This window comes from Kitasatospora sp. NPDC049258 (assembly GCF_040678895.1).
GTDB lineage: Bacteria > Actinomycetota > Actinomycetes > Streptomycetales > Streptomycetaceae > Kitasatospora.
Genome location: NZ_JBFAQT010000001.1, coordinates 12,351 through 27,640, shown reverse-complemented (window position 1 = coordinate 27,640; position 15,290 = coordinate 12,351). Strand labels below are relative to the sequence as shown.

Annotated in this window: 14 protein-coding genes; 9 read left to right on the top strand and 5 right to left on the bottom strand. The window is 74.8% G+C overall.

The features are described from left to right. Positions 1-1,052 (bottom strand): hypothetical protein (locus tag AB0K43_RS00135; protein ID WP_363634272.1); only part of this gene is annotated, 1,052 nt, incomplete at its 3' end. Positions 1,053-1,234: 182 nt separating this feature from the next. Beyond that, on the bottom strand, positions 1,235-2,680 hold the full coding sequence (locus AB0K43_RS00130; protein ID WP_363634271.1) for a lipase maturation factor family protein: 1,446 nt from the start codon (positions 2,678-2,680) through the stop codon (positions 1,235-1,237). Between the two features lie 213 nt (positions 2,681-2,893). Here AB0K43_RS00130 and AB0K43_RS00125 point away from each other — a divergent pair, with 213 nt between their 5' ends. Both AB0K43_RS00125 and AB0K43_RS00120 read left to right on the top strand, forming a co-directional pair. After that, positions 2,894-3,907, top strand: a complete 1,014-nt coding sequence (locus AB0K43_RS00125; protein ID WP_363634270.1) for an EamA family transporter — start codon at positions 2,894-2,896, stop codon at positions 3,905-3,907. 190 nt (positions 3,908-4,097) lie between these two features. Continuing rightward, complete coding sequence (locus AB0K43_RS00120) at positions 4,098-5,171, top strand: substrate-binding domain-containing protein (RefSeq protein ID WP_363634269.1); 1,074 nt, start codon at positions 4,098-4,100, stop codon at positions 5,169-5,171. A 94-nt stretch (positions 5,172-5,265) separates the two neighbouring features. Here the strand turns inward: AB0K43_RS00120 and AB0K43_RS00115 are convergent, their stop codons facing one another. Together AB0K43_RS00115 and AB0K43_RS00110 are read right to left on the bottom strand one after the other, a co-directional pair. After that, positions 5,266-6,123 carry an EamA family transporter gene (locus tag AB0K43_RS00115; RefSeq protein WP_363634268.1) on the bottom strand — a complete coding sequence of 286 codons (858 nt, stop codon included), beginning with the start codon at positions 6,121-6,123 and terminating at the stop codon, positions 5,266-5,268. A gap of 67 nt (positions 6,124-6,190) precedes the next feature. Continuing rightward, the gene (locus AB0K43_RS00110) at positions 6,191-6,400 is read right to left on the bottom strand and encodes an EF-hand domain-containing protein (protein WP_363634267.1); all 210 of its coding nucleotides are present in this window, start codon (positions 6,398-6,400) and stop codon (positions 6,191-6,193) included. A gap of 126 nt (positions 6,401-6,526) precedes the next feature. Between AB0K43_RS00110 and AB0K43_RS00105 the strand changes: the two genes are divergently transcribed. The 7 genes from AB0K43_RS00105 (at position 6,527) to AB0K43_RS00075 (ending at position 13,146) form a co-directional block, all read left to right on the top strand. Beyond that, complete coding sequence (locus AB0K43_RS00105; protein WP_363634266.1) at positions 6,527-7,399, top strand: DNA-formamidopyrimidine glycosylase family protein; 873 nt, start codon at positions 6,527-6,529, stop codon at positions 7,397-7,399. Between the two features lie 68 nt (positions 7,400-7,467). Next, positions 7,468-8,403, top strand: coding sequence for a hexose kinase (locus tag AB0K43_RS00100; RefSeq protein ID WP_363634265.1), 936 nt, complete (start codon positions 7,468-7,470; stop codon positions 8,401-8,403). A 36-nt stretch (positions 8,404-8,439) separates the two neighbouring features. Then, complete coding sequence (locus AB0K43_RS00095) at positions 8,440-9,918, top strand: NAD(P)/FAD-dependent oxidoreductase (RefSeq protein ID WP_363634264.1); 1,479 nt, start codon at positions 8,440-8,442, stop codon at positions 9,916-9,918. Positions 9,919-9,967: 49 nt separating this feature from the next. Beyond that, positions 9,968-10,465 (top strand): hypothetical protein, encoded by a 498-nt coding sequence (locus AB0K43_RS00090; protein ID WP_363634263.1) that lies wholly within the window; start codon positions 9,968-9,970, stop codon positions 10,463-10,465. A gap of 100 nt (positions 10,466-10,565) precedes the next feature. Then, positions 10,566-11,777 carry a serine hydrolase domain-containing protein gene (locus AB0K43_RS00085; RefSeq protein WP_363634262.1) on the top strand — a complete coding sequence of 404 codons (1,212 nt, stop codon included), beginning with the start codon at positions 10,566-10,568 and terminating at the stop codon, positions 11,775-11,777. 157 nt (positions 11,778-11,934) lie between these two features. Then, entirely contained in the window at positions 11,935-12,876 is a 942-nt protein-coding gene (locus AB0K43_RS00080; protein WP_363634261.1) for an ROK family protein, read from the top strand. A 108-nt stretch (positions 12,877-12,984) separates the two neighbouring features. Next, positions 12,985-13,146, top strand: a complete 162-nt coding sequence (locus tag AB0K43_RS00075) for a hypothetical protein (protein WP_363634260.1) — start codon at positions 12,985-12,987, stop codon at positions 13,144-13,146. Positions 13,147-13,182: 36 nt separating this feature from the next. On the opposite strand, the gene AB0K43_RS00070 is transcribed toward AB0K43_RS00075, so the two are convergent. After that, complete coding sequence (locus AB0K43_RS00070; protein ID WP_363634259.1) at positions 13,183-15,270, bottom strand: MDR family MFS transporter; 2,088 nt, start codon at positions 15,268-15,270, stop codon at positions 13,183-13,185. Positions 15,271-15,290: the final 20 nt, after the last annotated feature.

The following is a 15,290-nucleotide window of genomic DNA, read 5'->3' as shown; positions in this document are numbered from 1 at the left end:
GCAACCGGCTCGACCTCGACGGCAACCGGCTCGACCTCGGCAACGGTCTCGGTCTCGGCCTCGACCTCCGCCACCGGCTCCTCGCCGTCCCGCGGGCCCGCCGCCAGCGCCTGCCGAGCGGCCTGCTCGTCCGCCTCCGCGTCGGCGCCGACGTGCCGGTCGTAAGCGGCGAGGGCCGCCTCCCGGTCCGCCTGGCGCTCAGAGAGTTCGGCGAGCAGCGGGTCGAGCCCGTCCGCCGCCAGCTCCTCGCGCAGGGCGCGCAGGGCGGGCAGCCGGTAGAGGGTGCCCTCGTCGGCCGCCAGGCGGTCGACCAGGTCGGCGAGTTCGCCGAGCGGCAGCGCCTCCAGGTCGCGCTCCGGCAGCAGTCGCCCGAGCGAGCGGACCGCCGTGCCCAGCGACTCGACCGCCTGCGCGGTCTCGGCGATCAGGGTGCCGCCGACCGGGACGACCGGCTTCGCGGCGCTGTCCTCGCCCGCGAGCGAGGCCCAGTCGGTACGGGCCGCGGCGGCCGCGGTCAGGGCGGCGTGCAGGTCGGAGCGGCTGGTCCGGCCGCCGACCGTGAGGCCCTTGGCCTGCGTCCGCAGCGCCCAGCGGCGTCCGAGCGAGAGCTTGACGCCCCGCTGCTTGCGCCAACGGCCGTCCGCGGTGGCGGCGGTGAGCGCCTCCAGGTCCGCCTCGTAGACGTCGGCGCGCAGCGTCCCGGCGGCGCGCTGGATCCGCTGGAAGACGTCGAGCAGCAGGCTGAGCCCGTTCAGGGTCTCCGGGATGTTCAGCCCGGCCTTGGTGGCGAGCCCGGTGACCGCCGCGCCGACGGCGCGGATGTCACCGTTGCGCAGCTCGGCCAGCACCGTCGAGGCGGCGCGGGCGTCCTCCGGGCCGGCGACCAGGTCGGCCGCCTCGATCCAGGGGTTGGTTTCGGTGGTCAGGGTGAAGCCACCCTGTTCGGCGTACCGGCCGAGCTCCTCGCGGGTGCTCCGGCGGCCTTCGCCGTCCGGGGTTTCCGCTGGGGCCGGCACCGTGGCGTCGGCGTCGTTCAGAAAGCGCACTGTCATGGCAGGTCCGGTTCTGGCGGGAGGCTGGCGGGGAACATTCAGCGGTCGGGGCGGAGCGAGCAGCCCGGCGCGTGCGGCGCGGAGGCCAGGATACGGGTGAGCGTTCGAGGGACGCACGCACCGGGGCCCGTTCAACTCGCCGCGCCGCCCACGCCGCCCCGCACGGCCGTACCCGGCACCGCTCAGCGGTGCCTCGCAGGCAGCAGGTGTGCGAGGTCGTGGCGACTCACGGGCCGAAGGTACTCGTGAACAGGGGTGCGGTGCCACCATCCCTCGCCCGCCCGCAGTTCGCTCCAGGAGGTGAAGCGGTAACGGTACAGCCGTGCCCGCACGAAGGTGGGCGGCGCGCCGGGGAACGGGTTGTGCCGCAACAGGGCGAGGGTGTCCCGGTCGTTGACCAGTAGTCGGGCCACGAACGAGTCGAACCACGGCCCGGCGTAGGAGGGGGAGATGGCGGCGAACCAGAGCAGCCAGTCGAGCCGCAGGTGGTACGGGGCGAACTGGCGGGGCAGCCGGCGCGGTTCGCCGGGCTTGCCCTTGAATCCGTACTCCCGCCAGCGGGTGTCGGCGTCGACGGCCTGCTCGTCGGTGCCTTCGAGCACCACTTCGTGGCGCAGCCGGCCGACACTGCCGAAGGCACCGTAGGCGTTCACCAGGTGGAGGCGGTTGAAGGAGCGGTTCATCTGCTGGTGCCTGGAGAGCAGGTTGCGGGCGGGCCAGTAGCTGAGCACCGCGACCAACAGGGTGAGGGCGATCACCAGCCCCTGGTACCAGGCCGGTTCGCTCACGGACGAGGGGGCGGAGGGGAGCGGGAGGTCGCGGGCGTCGACCGCCGAGAGGGCGAGCGCGACGGTGAGCCAGTTCAGCCAGGCGAAGTTGCCGGAGAGCACCAGCCAGAGCTGGGTGACGGTGATCAGCGCGGCGGCGATGCCCGCGGCGGGCCCGGGCAGGAAGAGCCCGAACGGCACGACCAGTTGGACCACGTGGTTGGCGGCCGCCTCGACCCGGTGCAGCGGGCGGGGCAGGTGGTGGAAGAACCAGCTCAGCGGGCCGGGCATCGGCTGCGTCTCGTGGTGGTAGTAGAGGCAGGTGAGCGTGCGCCAGCAGCGGTCGCCGCGCCATTTGATCAGCCCGGCGCCGAACTCGACCCGGAACAGCAGCCAGCGCAGCAGCCACAGCCCGAGCACCGGGGGGGCCACCTCGTCGTTGCCGAGGAAGACGGCGAGCAGGCCGGTCTCCAGCAGCAGCGACTCCCAGCCGAAGGCGTACCAGGTCTGCCCGACGTTGACGATCGACAGGTAGAGCACCCAGAGCAGCGCCCAGAGCAGCATCGCGCCCCAGAGCGGCAGCAGGTCGTCCGCGCCGGCGACCAGCGCCGCGGCGAGCACGGCGCCGGTGCGGGCCGCTGCCGCGAAGGCCCGGTCGGAGTAGTGCAGGTGGAACAGGCTGGGTGAGCGGCGGGCCGGGACCCGGGCGGTGAAGCGGGGCACCGGGAGCATGCCGTGCTCGCCGATCAGCGCGCGGAACTGGTTGACGGCGACCAGGAAGGCGACCAGGTAGACGGCGGCCAGCAGTCGCTGGAAGACCTCCCGGGCGAACCAGTACTCCGGTGCCGCGAACCACTCCACCCGTGCGCTCCTCGGCTCGGCCCGTGGGACGGCTCCCATCCGTACCACCCGGGCGCGCGGCCCCGGAGCCGGGCGCACCCGGTCGTACGCCGTTCATCCGGTCGGCGCAGGACCGGGCCGGGGCCGTCACCCCGATCTCCGTGTACGAGCGGGTGCCGGATGTGGTCTCATACCCGCGCAGGCCACCAACAGGACCAAACCATGGAGTCACACATGTCACCCTCGGCACCGCGACCGCCGGCGGACACCTCCCGCCCCGGGCCCGCCCCGGCGGACGCGCTCCGCGGCCCCCGGATCGGCGGGGGCGTCTGGGCGGCGCTCGGGATCGTCTATGTGGTCTGGGGTTCCACCTATCTGGCGATCCGGGTGGCGGTCGAGACCATGCCGCCGTTCCTGTCGGCCGCCGCCCGGTTCCTCGCCGCGGCGCCGCTGCTGGCGCTGCTGGTGGCCTGGCGGCAGGGCCCGGGCGCACTCCGGGTGACCGGCCGCCAGCTCGGCTCGGCCGCGCTGGTCGGCCTGCTGCTGCTGGTCGGCGGCAACGGCATGGTCGTCCTGGCGGAGCGCTCGGTGCCCTCCGGGCTGGCCGCACTGCTGGTGGCGAGCGTGCCGCTGTGGGTGGTGCTGCTGAACCTGGCCGCCGGACGCCGGACGCCGGGCGCCACCCTGGCCGGGGTGGGGCTGGGCCTGGTCGGGCTGCTGGTGCTGACCTCGCCGGGGCTGAGCGGGGAGCTGCGACTCGGTGCACTGCTGTCCGTGGTGCTGGGCGCGCTGCTCTGGGCCTTCGGCTCGTTCCTGGCCGGGAAGCTGGAGATGCCCGCCAACCCGCTGGCCGCCAGCGTGTACGAGATGCTGGCCGGCGGCCTGGGCGCGCTGCTGCTGGCCGTGGCCCGGCAGGAGCCCCAGCACTTCGAGCCGGCGGCCGTCTCCACCCGCTCCTGGCTGGCGCTCGGCTACCTGTGCGTCTTCGGCTCGCTGATCGCGTTCACCGCCTACGCCTGGCTGCTCCAGCGCGCCCCGCTGTCCCTGGTCGCCACCTACGCGTACGTCAACCCGGTGGTGGCCGTGCTGCTCGGCTGGCTGATCCTGGCCGAGCCGCTGACCTGGCCGGTGCTGCTGGGCGGCGCCGTGGTGGTCAGCGGGGTCTTCCTGGTGGTCCGGGCCGAGCGGCAGCCGGGGGCGGATCGCCCCGGCCGGAGGCGAGTTGGGCCCCGCGTGTTGAAAAGTTGACCCGTCGGCGACACCCGTCCGCCGGTCGGCGCAGGTCAGCAACGATGCTCATTCAAGAATGTAACGAGTTGGTCGACATTGTCCGCAGGATGCTTTAATTATTGACGTTACATCGGGGTGGCAGCTTGACTCCCTTCACTCGCCGCGAGTCTGCGGCGCTGTCAGGGAGGCACCACCCACCATGAACGCAATGACGCGTCGCCTGCTCGTCGGCACGGCCGCTGTGTCGATGACGCTGTCGCTGGCCGCCTGCGGGTCGGACGGCTCGAAGTCGTCCGGCACCGGCAGTAACAAGACCATCGGCCTACTGCTGCCCGAGCGCGCCTCCTCGACGCGCTACGAGAGCTTCGACAAGCCGCTGATCGAGGCCTCGGTCGCCGGACTGTGCACCAAGTGCACCATCGACTACGCCAACGCCGACGGCGACGAGGGCGCCCAGAAGCAGCAGTTCGAGGACATGCTGGCGCGCGGCGTCAAGGTCATCCTGCTCGACGCGGTCAACGCCAAGGCGACCGCGCCGTGGGTCGACGAGGCGACCAGGAAGGGCGCCAAGGTGGTCGCGTACGACCGCCTGGCCGCCGGCAACGTGGCCGCCTACGTCTCCTTCGACAACGAGCGCACCGGTGAGCTCCAGGGCCAGGCGCTGATCACGGCGCTCGGCAACAAGGCCTCCTCCGCCCAGGTCGTGATGATCAACGGTGCCGAGAGCGACCCCAACGCCGCCGACTTCAAGGCCGGCGCCCACAAGGCGCTGGAGGGCAAGGTCAAGGGCATCGCCTACGAGCAGTCCGGCGAGTGGAAGCCCGAGGTGGCGGCCCAGAAGACCACCGAGGCGATCGGCAAGCTCGGCAAGAACGGCTTCCAGGCGGTCTACTCGGCCAACGACGGCATGGCCGCCTCGATCATCGACACCCTGAAGAAGTCCGGCGTCACCGTGCCGGTCGGCGGCCAGGACTCCTCGCTGGACGCGATCCAGCGGGTGCTCACCGGCGAGCAGGCCTACACGATCTTCAAGCCCTACGCCCCGGAGACCGACGCCGCGGCCAACCTCGCGGTCTACCTGGTCAAGGGGCTGGACGTGACCACGGTGGCCACCTCGATCACCCAGAGCAACGGCGCCCAGGTCCCGTCCATGCTGCTGAGCCCGATCGTGGTCACCAAGGAGCGGATCAACGACACCGTGATCGCGGGCGGCCTCTACACGGCCCAGCAGATCTGCGACGCGGCCCACGCGGCGGCCTGCAAGGACGCCGGCATCCACTGAGCCGTCACCACCGCGGCCGGGGCCCCGGCGGACCGTCACCAGGTCCGCCGGGGGCCCCGGCCGTCGCGGTTCAGCGGTTCAGCGGTTCAGTGGTTCAGCCGTGCACCAGCTCCAGGACGGCGATGCCCGCCAGCACGGCCGCGCTCGCCGCCAGCCGGATCCGGCCGAGGCCCTCGCGCAGCACCACGGCGCCGATCACGGCGGCGATCACGATGCTGGTCTCCCGCAGCGCCGCCACGGTGGCCAGGTCGCTGCCCGGCTGGGCCTGCGCCCAGACCACCAGCCCATAGGCGGTCAGCGACATCAGCCCGCCGGCGACGCCCTGCCGCCAGCCGACCCGCAGCTGGCCGGGCAGCGCCCGCCCGCGCAGCGCCGCCGCGACGGTCAGCATCGCGGCGCCCTGGGTGAGGAACATCCAGGCGATGTAGCCGGCGGAGCCGCCGGCGAGCCGCACGCCGGTGCCGTCGACCACCGTGTAGCCGGCGATCATCACACCGGTGCCGACGGCGGCCGCCAGCGCGGGCAGCTGGGCCCGGCCCGGCACGCCGCCGGCCAGGGCGAGGCCGACCAGCCCGGCCGAGATCACCACCACCCCGGCCAGCTTCCCGCCGGGCAGCCCCGGGCCGAGCACGGTGGCCGCGAGCAGCGCCACCACCAGCGGCGAGGTGCCGCGGGCGATCGGGTACATCTGGCCGAAGTCCCCGAGCCGGTAGGCCTGGAGCAGCAGCAGCTGGTAGCCGACCTGGAGCGCGGTGGAGGCGGCGATGTACGGCCAGGCGGCCGGGTCGGGCAGGGGGGTGAAGCAGGCCAGCAGCGCGCCGCAGCCGAGGAACGCGGTGTTCATCAGGGCGAAGCCGGCCAGCTTGTCGCGGACCCCGTGGGCGAGCGCGTTCCACACCGCGTGCAGCACCGCCGAGGCGAGCACCACCAAGGGGACGGTCTGGGCGGGCACCTCACTCCTTCCCGGAAGCGACGGGGCCCCGGCGCCGCGAGCGGAGCCGGGGCCACGACGCGCGTCGTCAGCGAGCCTGGATCGCCCAGAACTCGTCGAAGGACAGCAGGCCGTCCCGGCTGGTGTCCGCGTCCTTGATCAGCGCCTGGGCCTTGGGCACGGTGATGTACGGGTCGCCCATCTCCGCCATGACCTTGGAGTACTCCTCCGGCGAGATGTGCCCGTCGCCGTCGAGGTCGAAGCGGGTGAAGACCGCCTTGGCCGTGTCGATGTCCATCTGGCCTGTTCCTCCAGTCGAGTGTCACTGTGACGGCCGTACGATACCTTCCCGCCCGGTGATGCCCGATACGTCCCCCCGCGGACAGCGGTGGCCGCCCGGCCGGTCGCGGGCGAGACTGGCGCTGTGCCGGAGCTTCCCGAAGTCCAAGCCCTCGCCGAGCGCATGACCGCCGACTGCGCCGGCCGCACCCTCACCCGGTTGGACGTCCTGTCGGTGCAGGTGCTGAAGACCTTCGACCCGCCCGTGCACGCCCTGCACGGACAGGCCGTCAGGGAGGTCGGGCGGCACGGCAAGTTCCTCGACCTGGCCACCGCCGACGGCCTGCACCTGGTGCTGCACCTGGCCCGGGCCGGCTGGATCCGGCACCGGACCTCCTTCCCGGACCGGCCGCCGGCCCGCCGCCCCGGCCACGGACCGCTCGCCCTGCGGCTGGTGCTGGACGACGGATCGGGCTTCGAGGTGACCGAGCAGGGCACCACCAAGCGGCTGGCCGCGTACGTGGTGCGGGACCCGCAGGCGGTGCCCGGGGTGGCCCGGCTCGGCGCGGACCCGCTGGGCGAGGAGTTCACCCCGGCCGCGCTGGCCGCCCGCACCGCCGGCGTCCGCAGGCGGCTGAAGACCCTGCTCACCGACCAGAGCGTGCTGGCCGGGATCGGCAACGCCTACTCGGACGAGATCCTGCACGCGGCCCGGCTCTCCCCGTACGCGCTGGCCGCCGCGCTCGACGAGGAACAGCTGGCGCGGCTGTTCACGGCGGTCCGCGAGGTGCTGACCGAGGCCCTGGAGCGAGCCCGCGCGGTCGGGGCGGCGGACGCCCTGAAGGCGGAGAAGAAGGCGGGGCTGGCGGTGCACGGGCGGGCCGGGGAGCGCTGCCCGCGCTGCGGGGACACCGTACGGTCCGTCAACTTCGCCGACTCCTCGCTCCAGTACTGCCCGACCTGCCAGACCGGCGGCCGGATGCTGGCCGACCGAAGGCTGTCGCGACTGCTCAAGTGAGTGATTGAATCTGCTCGAAGAGACCGCTCATCGCACAGAAACCGTCACTCCATGGGGAGTCAGCAGCCGTGATCCTGATCGTCACGCCGAACCCGGCACTCGACCTGACCTACACCGTCCCCGAGCTCCGCCCGCACAGCACCCACCGGGTCACCGAGGCCGCCGCCCAGGCCGGCGGCAAGGGGGTGAACGTCGCCCGGGTGCTGGCCGCGCTCGGCCGCAGCGCCCACGGCGTGCTGCCCCTGGGCGGTGCCACCGGCGCCGCGGTGGCGGCCGAGCTGACCGAAGCAGGACTCCCGTTCACCGCCGTGCCGATCGCCGGCGAGACCCGCCGGACGGTAGCGGTGGTCGACCCCGCGGACGCCACTGTGTTCAACGAACCAGGGCCCGAGCTGGCCGCGGCGGAGTGGGCCGCCCTGCTGGCCGCGGTGGACCGGCTGCTGCCCGCGGCCGGGGTGCTGGTGCTCGCCGGCAGCCTGCCGCGCGGCCTCCCCGAGGACGCCTACGCCGAGCTGGTCGCGCTGGCCCGCCGGCACCGCGTGCCGACCGTCCTGGACGCCGACGGGCCGGCCCTGACCGGCGCCCTGGCCGCCGGCCCGAGCGTGGTCAAGCCCAATGCCGCCGAACTGCTGGCCGCCACCGGCCTGTCCGACGTCGCCTCGGCGGCGGCCGAACTGCGGGCCAGGGGCGCCGGGGCGGTGGTCGCCTCGCTCGGGCCCGACGGGCTGTTCGCGCTCGCCGAGGACGGCGCCTGGAGCTGCGTCCCGCCCGCCACCGTCAGCGGCAACCCGACCGGCGCGGGCGACTCCGCGGTGGCCGCGATCGCCGCCGGCCTGGCCGGCGGCGCCGGCTGGCCCGCCGTGCTGCCCGACGCGGTCGCGCTCTCCGCCGCCACCGTGCTGGCGCCCCGGGCCGGCCGGTTCGACCTCGCCGCCTACCACCGCTTCCGGGCCACCAGCACGGCCCGGGCGGTCCGCGCCACCACCTCGCTGCGCACCGCCTGAGAGGGTGGGGCCACACCCCGCGGCGGAGGAGACGGCATGATCGGCAACCGGTCGAACGGCGAGGCGGACGCCGTGGTGGTGGGCGCCGGCCCGAACGGGCTGGCCGCCGCCCTCGTGCTGGCCGGGGCCGGCCTGCGGGTCGAACTGCACGAGGCCGCCGGCACCGTCGGCGGCGGCGCCCGGACGGCCGAGTCGACGCTGCCCGGCTACCGGCACGACGCCTGCTCGGCGGCCCACCCGATGGCCCTCGCCGCGCCGTTCTTCCGGGCCTTCGGGCTGGCCCGGCGGGTCGAGCTGCTGCAGCCCGAGATCGCCTACGCCCAGCCGCTGGACGGCGCCCCGGCCGCCCTGGCCTGGCGCGATCTGGAGCGCACCGCGGCCGGCCTCGGCCGGGACGGCGCCGCCTGGCGCGCCGTGTTCGGCCCGCTGGTGGAACGCTGGCAGGGCCTGGTCGCCGCCGTGCTCTCGGACCAGCGCCGCCCGCCGGCCGACCCGCTCACCACCCTGCGGCTGCTGCTGCGGACGGCCGAGTTGGGCTCCCCCGCCCGGGGCGCCCGGTTCCGCGGGCCGGCCGCCCGGGCCCTGTTCGCCGGGGTCGCCGCGCACGCCGTCCGGCCGCCGCGCGAGCTCGCCCCGGCCGGCGCCGGCCTGCTGCTGGGCACCCTCGCGCACGCCGTCGGCTGGCCCGTCCCGCGCGGCGGCAGCCAGAGCGTCGTCGACGCGATGGCCGAGGAGCTGACCCGGCGGGGCGGACGGATCGTCACCGGCCACCCGGTCGGCTCGCTGGCCGACCTCCCGCTCGCCCGGGCGGTGCTGCTGGACACCTCGCCCACCGGACTGCTGCGGATCGCCGGCCGCCGACTGCCCGAGCGCTACGCCCGCCGGCTGCGCGGCTACCGCTACGGCGCGGGCGCCTGCAAGGTCGACTTCGCGCTCGGCGGCCCGGTGCCCTGGCGCGACCCCGACTGCGCCCGGGCCGGCACCCTGCACCTGTCCGGCACCCAGGAGCAGACGATGCTCGCCGAACGGGAGATCGCCGCCGGCCGGCACGCCGAACGCCCCTTCGTCCTCGCCGTCCAGCCCGGCGTGGTCGACGACACCCGCGCCCCCGCCGGCCGGCACACCCTGGACAGCTACGCCCACGTGCCGCACGGCTCCACCGTCGACGCCGGCGAGGCGGTCACCGCCCAGATCGAGCGCTTCGCCCCCGGCTTCCGCGACCTGGTGCTGGCCCGGCACACCACCACCGCCGCCGACCTGGCCGTCTACAACGCCAACGACGTCGGCGGGGACATCGGCGCGGGAGCCATGACCCTGCGCCAGACCCTGCTGCGCCCGGTGCCCGCCCTGGATCCGTACGCCACCCCGCTGCCCGGCCTCTACCTCTGCTCCGCCGCCACCCCGCCCGGCCCCGGCGTGCACGGGATGTCCGGCCTGCACGCGGCCGGCCGGGCGCTGCGTCAGGTCTTCGGCATCACCGCCGACCCGCTCGGCTTCGCCGGCCCGGCGGGCTGAACCCGGCCGGGTTTGCCCGCCGCACACCCGTTCGGGCAGAGTGACCGCCGTGTCGGAACGCAAGGGGAGCCGCTGGGGCGGGAAGGCCGTCGTACTCGGCTGCCTGGCGCCGATCGTGGTGGGGTGGGCGGTCGTGGTCGTGGCGTACTCCGGCCTGCTGGCGCCCGCGCCCGGCGAGGGCAAGGACGCGAGCGCCTGCTCGTCCTCCTTCCACGTGCTGGACCAGTCGATCGGCTACTTCGGCCTCACCCTGCCGATGGACACCGCCGAGGTGCGGCACGACATGGTGCAGGGCCCGTTCAACGAGTACGGCCTGCTGGCGACCTTCCGCACCACACCGGACGGGCTGCGCGAGTTCCTGGCCTCCGGCGGCCTGCCGGCCCCTTCGCCCGCACCGCACGCCGAGCCGGTGACCGGCTGCGGCGTGCCGGCCGGCGGCGGCTTCACCGAGGCCGTCCGCGAGAGCGGCGGGCAGCGCGTCACCGTCCAGGTGCACGGCGCGGACCAGGCCCACCCGCTGGTCGTGCTCCGCGCCGCCGACGACTGACCTCCCGCCCGGGCCGGTGCGGGAGAGCGCCGGGTGGCACGCCCGGCCCCCGGACCGGAGACTCGTTCCCAGCGGCCACCGGCGAAGGAGCGTGCGGCAGATGAGTGACGGCGGACTGTCCGAGGCGCGGCTCGCCCGCCTGCGCGGGGTGCTGGCCGGCTACGTCGAGCGGGGCGAGGTGCCCGGACTGGTCGCCGTGGTGCAGCGGCGCGGCCATGTGCACATCGAGGTGCACGGCACCCTCGAAGCGGGCGGCGACGAGCCGATGCGGCGCGACAGCATCTTCCGGATCTCCTCGATGACCAAGCCCGTGGTCGCCGCCGCCGCGATGGCCCTGGTCGAGGAGGGCCGGCTGCGCCTGGACGATCCGGTGGACGCCCTGCTGCCCGAGCTGGCCGACCGCCGGGTGCTGCGGGCCCTGGACGGACCGGTCGAGGACACCGAGCCCGCCCGACGGCCCATCACCCTGCGCGACCTGCTCACCTTCCGGCTGGGCTTCGGCGCCCTGATGGCCCCGCCCGGCAGCTACCCCGTGCAGCGGGCCATCCTCGACAGCGGGCTGTACGTCGGCCCGCCCGACCCGTCCAAGGACCCGGCGCCGGACGAGTGGCTGCGCCGCTTCGCCACTCTCCCGCTGCTCCACCAGCCCGGCGAGCGCTGGATGTACCACACCGGCGCCGAGCTGACCGGCGTCCTGCTCGCCCGAGCCGCCGGCCGCCCGCTGGAGGAGGTCCTGCGCGAGCGGATCCTCGAACCGCTGGGCATGCGCGACACCGCTTTCAGCGTCCCCGCCGACCGGATCGACCGGCTGGCCACCAGCTACCTGACCGACCCGGAGTCCGGCGCGCTCAACCCGTACGACCCGGCCGCCGGCGGCAGCTGGAGCCGCCCGCCGGCCTTCCCCTCCGGCGGCGCGGGGCTGGTCTCCACCGCCGACGACTACCTCGCCTTCAGCCGGATGATGCTCGGCCTCGGCCGGCACGCCGGCCGCCGGGTGCTCTCCCGACCCGCCGTCGAGCTGATGACCGCCGACCAGCTGACCCCCGCCCAGAAGGCCGCCTCGGGCCTGGTGCCGGACCAGTTCGACACCTTCGGCTGGGGCTTCGGCCTGGGCGTCACCACCGCCCGCACCGGCCTGACCGGCTCGGTCGGCTCGTACGGCTGGGACGGCGGCCTCGGCACCTGCTGGACCGCCGACCCCCGCGAGGACCTGACCCTGCTGCTGCTCACCCAGGCCTCCTGGACCAGCCCCGCGCCGCCGCCGATCGCCCAGGACTTCCGCACCCTCGCCTACCAGGCGATCGACGACTGACGGCGGGGCGGGCCGCGTGGTCACGCCCGCGGCCCGGGCGCTCGGGCCCGGTGCGGCGCGAGGGACGCGGGGCCGAGCCGGCTGCGGGCCGCTCGCGCGGTAGCGTGGCGGGCCGGTGGCCCGGGCTCGGCGGGGCCGTGGGCGGAAGGTGGCGACAGTGGCGGGTGGCGAGGCGGGGCGCCTGGTGGCGGCCGTGGACATCGGTGGGACGAAGGTCGCCGCCGCGCTGGTGGACGCGCGGGGCACGCTGACCGCCCGCGCCCAGCGGCCGACCCCGGCGCGGGCCGGGGCCGAGGTCGTGCTGAAGACGGTGCTGGACCTGGTGGACGAACTGGCGACCGACCCGCGCTGGCCCGAGGTCACGGCGCTCGGGATCGGCAGCGCCGGGCCGGTGGACGTCTCGGCGGGCACGGTCAGTCCGGTGAACATCCCGGCCTGGCGCGGCTTCCCGCTGGTCGAGCTGGTCGGCGGGCACGAGGCCGTCACGGTGCCGGTCACCCTGATCGGCGACGGGACGGCGATCGCCGAGGCCGAGCACTGGCTGGGCGCCGCGGCCGGCTACCGCAGCGCGCTGTGCATGGTGGTGTCGACCGGGGTCGGCGGCGGCCTGATCCTGGACGGTCGGGTGCACGCGGGCCTGACCGGCAACGCGGGCCACATCGGCCACATCAGCGTGGATCTGGACGGCGAGCCCTGCCCGTGCGGGAGCGTCGGCTGCGTCGAGGGTCTGGCCAGCGGCACGGCGATCGCCCGCTACGCGCTCTCGCACGGCTGGCGGGCAGCGGGGGCGGACACCTCGGCGGCCGCCGTCGCCGAGGCGGCCCGGGCCGGCGACACGGTGGCGCTGGCCGCCTTCGACCGGGCCGCGCGGGCGCTGGCGGCCGCCGTCGCCGCGACGGCCACGCTGGTGGAGATCGAGGTGGTGGTGATCGGCGGCGGGGTGGCCCAGTGCGGCCCGGTGCTGTTCGACCCGCTCGCCCGGCACCTCGACACCTTCGCCGCGCTGCCGTTCGCCCGCGGGCTTCGGGTGCACCGGGCGCAGCTCGGCACCGATGCCGGCCTGGTCGGTGCGGCCGCGGCCGCGCTGCGCATTAGCTGATGACGGGTCAACTCCCTTAAGGAATAGGGGACTTCTCCTCCTGGCGGCGGACCGGCTCGTCCCTGCGGCGGGCGCCCGTCCGGCCGCCGCACCCCTACCGTGGCCGGTATGCCAAGGAAGCTGCTGCGGCACGCTGCCGCCCTGTCCGTGCTCCTGGCCGGCCCCGTCGCGGCCGTCGAGCGGCCGCCGGCGCCGGCCCCGAGCGGGCCGGCGCCCCTGCTGGACCGGCCCTCGCCCGGCTACCCGGAGGTGGACTTCCTGCGCCGCTGACGGCGCCGACGTGGCGCCGCGGCGTCCCGGGCGCGGCTACCCCCGCTCCGCCGCGGCTCCGACGGCCTTGGCCCGGTGGCCCTCGGGGAGGCCCTCCACCAGGTCCTCCAGGATGAGCCGCTTGGCGATGGCGTCCACGGCGGCGCGCAGTTCGCTGCTGCGCGGGCGGCCGCGGTCCTTCTCCAGCTCCGCGTTGAGCCAGCCGGCCCAGGCCTCGTTGAGGGCGTCGGCCTGCTGGCGCCCGGCGGCGCTGTGGGCGAAGAAGGTGCCCTCGCGGGTGAGGTAGCCCTCCGTCACCATCCGCTCGAAGACCGGCTCCAGCACCTCGGGCGGGAGCCGGCGGCGGGCGGCGACCAGGTTGAGGTTGGCGTGTCCGACCGACCGGGTGAACAGTTCGACCTGCATGACCGCCCAGGCGCCCGCGATGTCGAGGTGGGAGCCGGAGGAGCGGAGCAGGTCCCGGGCGGTGTCCAGGTCGGTGCGGCGCAGGATCGAGCCGACCGAGAGCTCCAGCAGGCGGGCCGAGTCGCCGCCGGTCGGCGAGGCGAAGCCCTCCCCCATGTCGGTGGAGGTGGCCCGGGCCGAGTCCCGGAGCTTGACCTGCTTGAGGAACAGCGCCACCACGAAGCCGAGCAGGGCCACCGGCACCGTCCAGAGGAAGACGGTGTGCAGGGTGTCGGCGTAGGCGTCGACGATCGGGGCCGCCTGCTCGGCGGGCAGGCCGTGCAGGCCCTCCGGGCTGCCCGCCGCCGTGGCCAGCGCCGCGGGGTCGCCGCCGAGCCGCGCGGCCGCGGCCACCCCGTCGGCCAGATTGGTCCGCAGGGCGCTGGCGTAGATGGTGCCGAACACGGCGGTGCCGAAGGAGCTGCCCAGGGTGCGGAAGAAGGTGACCCCGGAGGTGGCCGTCCCCAGGTCGGCGTAGTCGACGGTGTTCTGCACGGCGATGGTCAGCACCTGCATGCACAGGCCGATGCCGGTGCCGAGGACGAACATGTAGAGCGAGGCCAGGCCGGCGCCGGTGTCCGCGTCCATCCGCGACAGCAGGTACAGCCCGAGGGCCATCACCAGCGAGCCGATGATCGGGAAGATCCGGTAGCGGCCGGTCCGGGAGACCACGTTGCCGCTGAAGACCGAGGCGATCAGCAGACCGAACACCATCGGCAGGGTCCGTACGCCGGAGACGGTGGCGGAGTCGCCGTCCACGTACTGGAGGAAGGTGGGCAGGAAGGTGAGCGCGCCGAGCATCGCGAAGCCGACGATGAAGCTGAGCACCGAGCAGACCGTGAAGACCGGGTTGCGGAACAGTCGCATCGGCAGCATCGGCTCGGCGGCCCGCGTCTCCACCAGGCAGAACGCCGCCAGCGCGAGCACCCCGAGCACGAACAGGCCGATGATGGTCGCCGAGCCCCAGGCGTACTCGTTGCCGCCCCAGCTGGTGGCGAGGATCAGCGAGCTGGCGCCGACGGCGACCAGGGCGATGCCCAGGTAGTCGATCACCGGGCGGGCCGCCGACCGCACCGAGGGGATGTTGCGGGCCGCCGCGATCACCACCAGCACGGCGATCGGGACGTTGACGTAGAACGCCCAGCGCCACGTCAGGTGGTCGGTGAACAGGCCGCCCAGCAGCGGGCCGATCACCGTGGCGACGCCGAAGACCGCGCCGATCGCGCCCTGGTACTTGCCGCGCTCGCGCAGCGGGATGACGTCGGCGATCAGCGCCATGGCGGTGACCATCAGGCCGCCGGCGCCGACGCCCTGCAGCGCCCGCCAGCCGATCAGCAGCGACATGTTGGTCGCCAGGCCGCAGAAGAAGGAGCCGGTGATGAAGACGATCGCCGACACCTGGAAGACCAGCTTGCGCCCGAACAGGTCGCCGAACTTGCCGACCAGCGCCGTGGTGACGGTCTCGGCGAGCAGGTAGGAGGTCACCACCCAGGACATGTGGGCGGCCCCGCCGAGGTCGGCGACGATGGTGGGCAGCGCGGTGCCGACGATCGTCTGGTCCAGCGCCGCCAGCAGCATGCCCAGCATGATGGTGCCGAAGACGATGTTGCGCTGCCGCCGGTCGAGCACGGGCGGCGCCGCCTGCGGGGCGGCCGGGTCCCTCTCGCTGGTGGTGGTCACGCTCGCATCCTCACACCGGG

Excerpts from the sequence above, each read along its gene's own strand:
- AB0K43_RS00125 (WP_363634270.1), top strand. The coding sequence starts at position 2,894 with ATGTCACCCTCGGCACCGCGACCGCCGGCGGACACCTCCCGCCCCGGG.
- AB0K43_RS00120 (WP_363634269.1), top strand. The coding sequence starts at position 4,098 with ATGACGCGTCGCCTGCTCGTCGGCACGGCCGCTGTGTCGATGACGCTG.
- AB0K43_RS00110 (WP_363634267.1), bottom strand. The coding sequence starts at position 6,400 with ATGGACATCGACACGGCCAAGGCGGTCTTCACCCGCTTCGACCTCGAC.
- AB0K43_RS00095 (WP_363634264.1), top strand. The coding sequence starts at position 8,440 with ATGATCGGCAACCGGTCGAACGGCGAGGCGGACGCCGTGGTGGTGGGC.
- AB0K43_RS00085 (WP_363634262.1), top strand. The coding sequence starts at position 10,566 with ATGAGTGACGGCGGACTGTCCGAGGCGCGGCTCGCCCGCCTGCGCGGG.
- AB0K43_RS00075 (WP_363634260.1), top strand. The coding sequence starts at position 12,985 with ATGCCAAGGAAGCTGCTGCGGCACGCTGCCGCCCTGTCCGTGCTCCTG.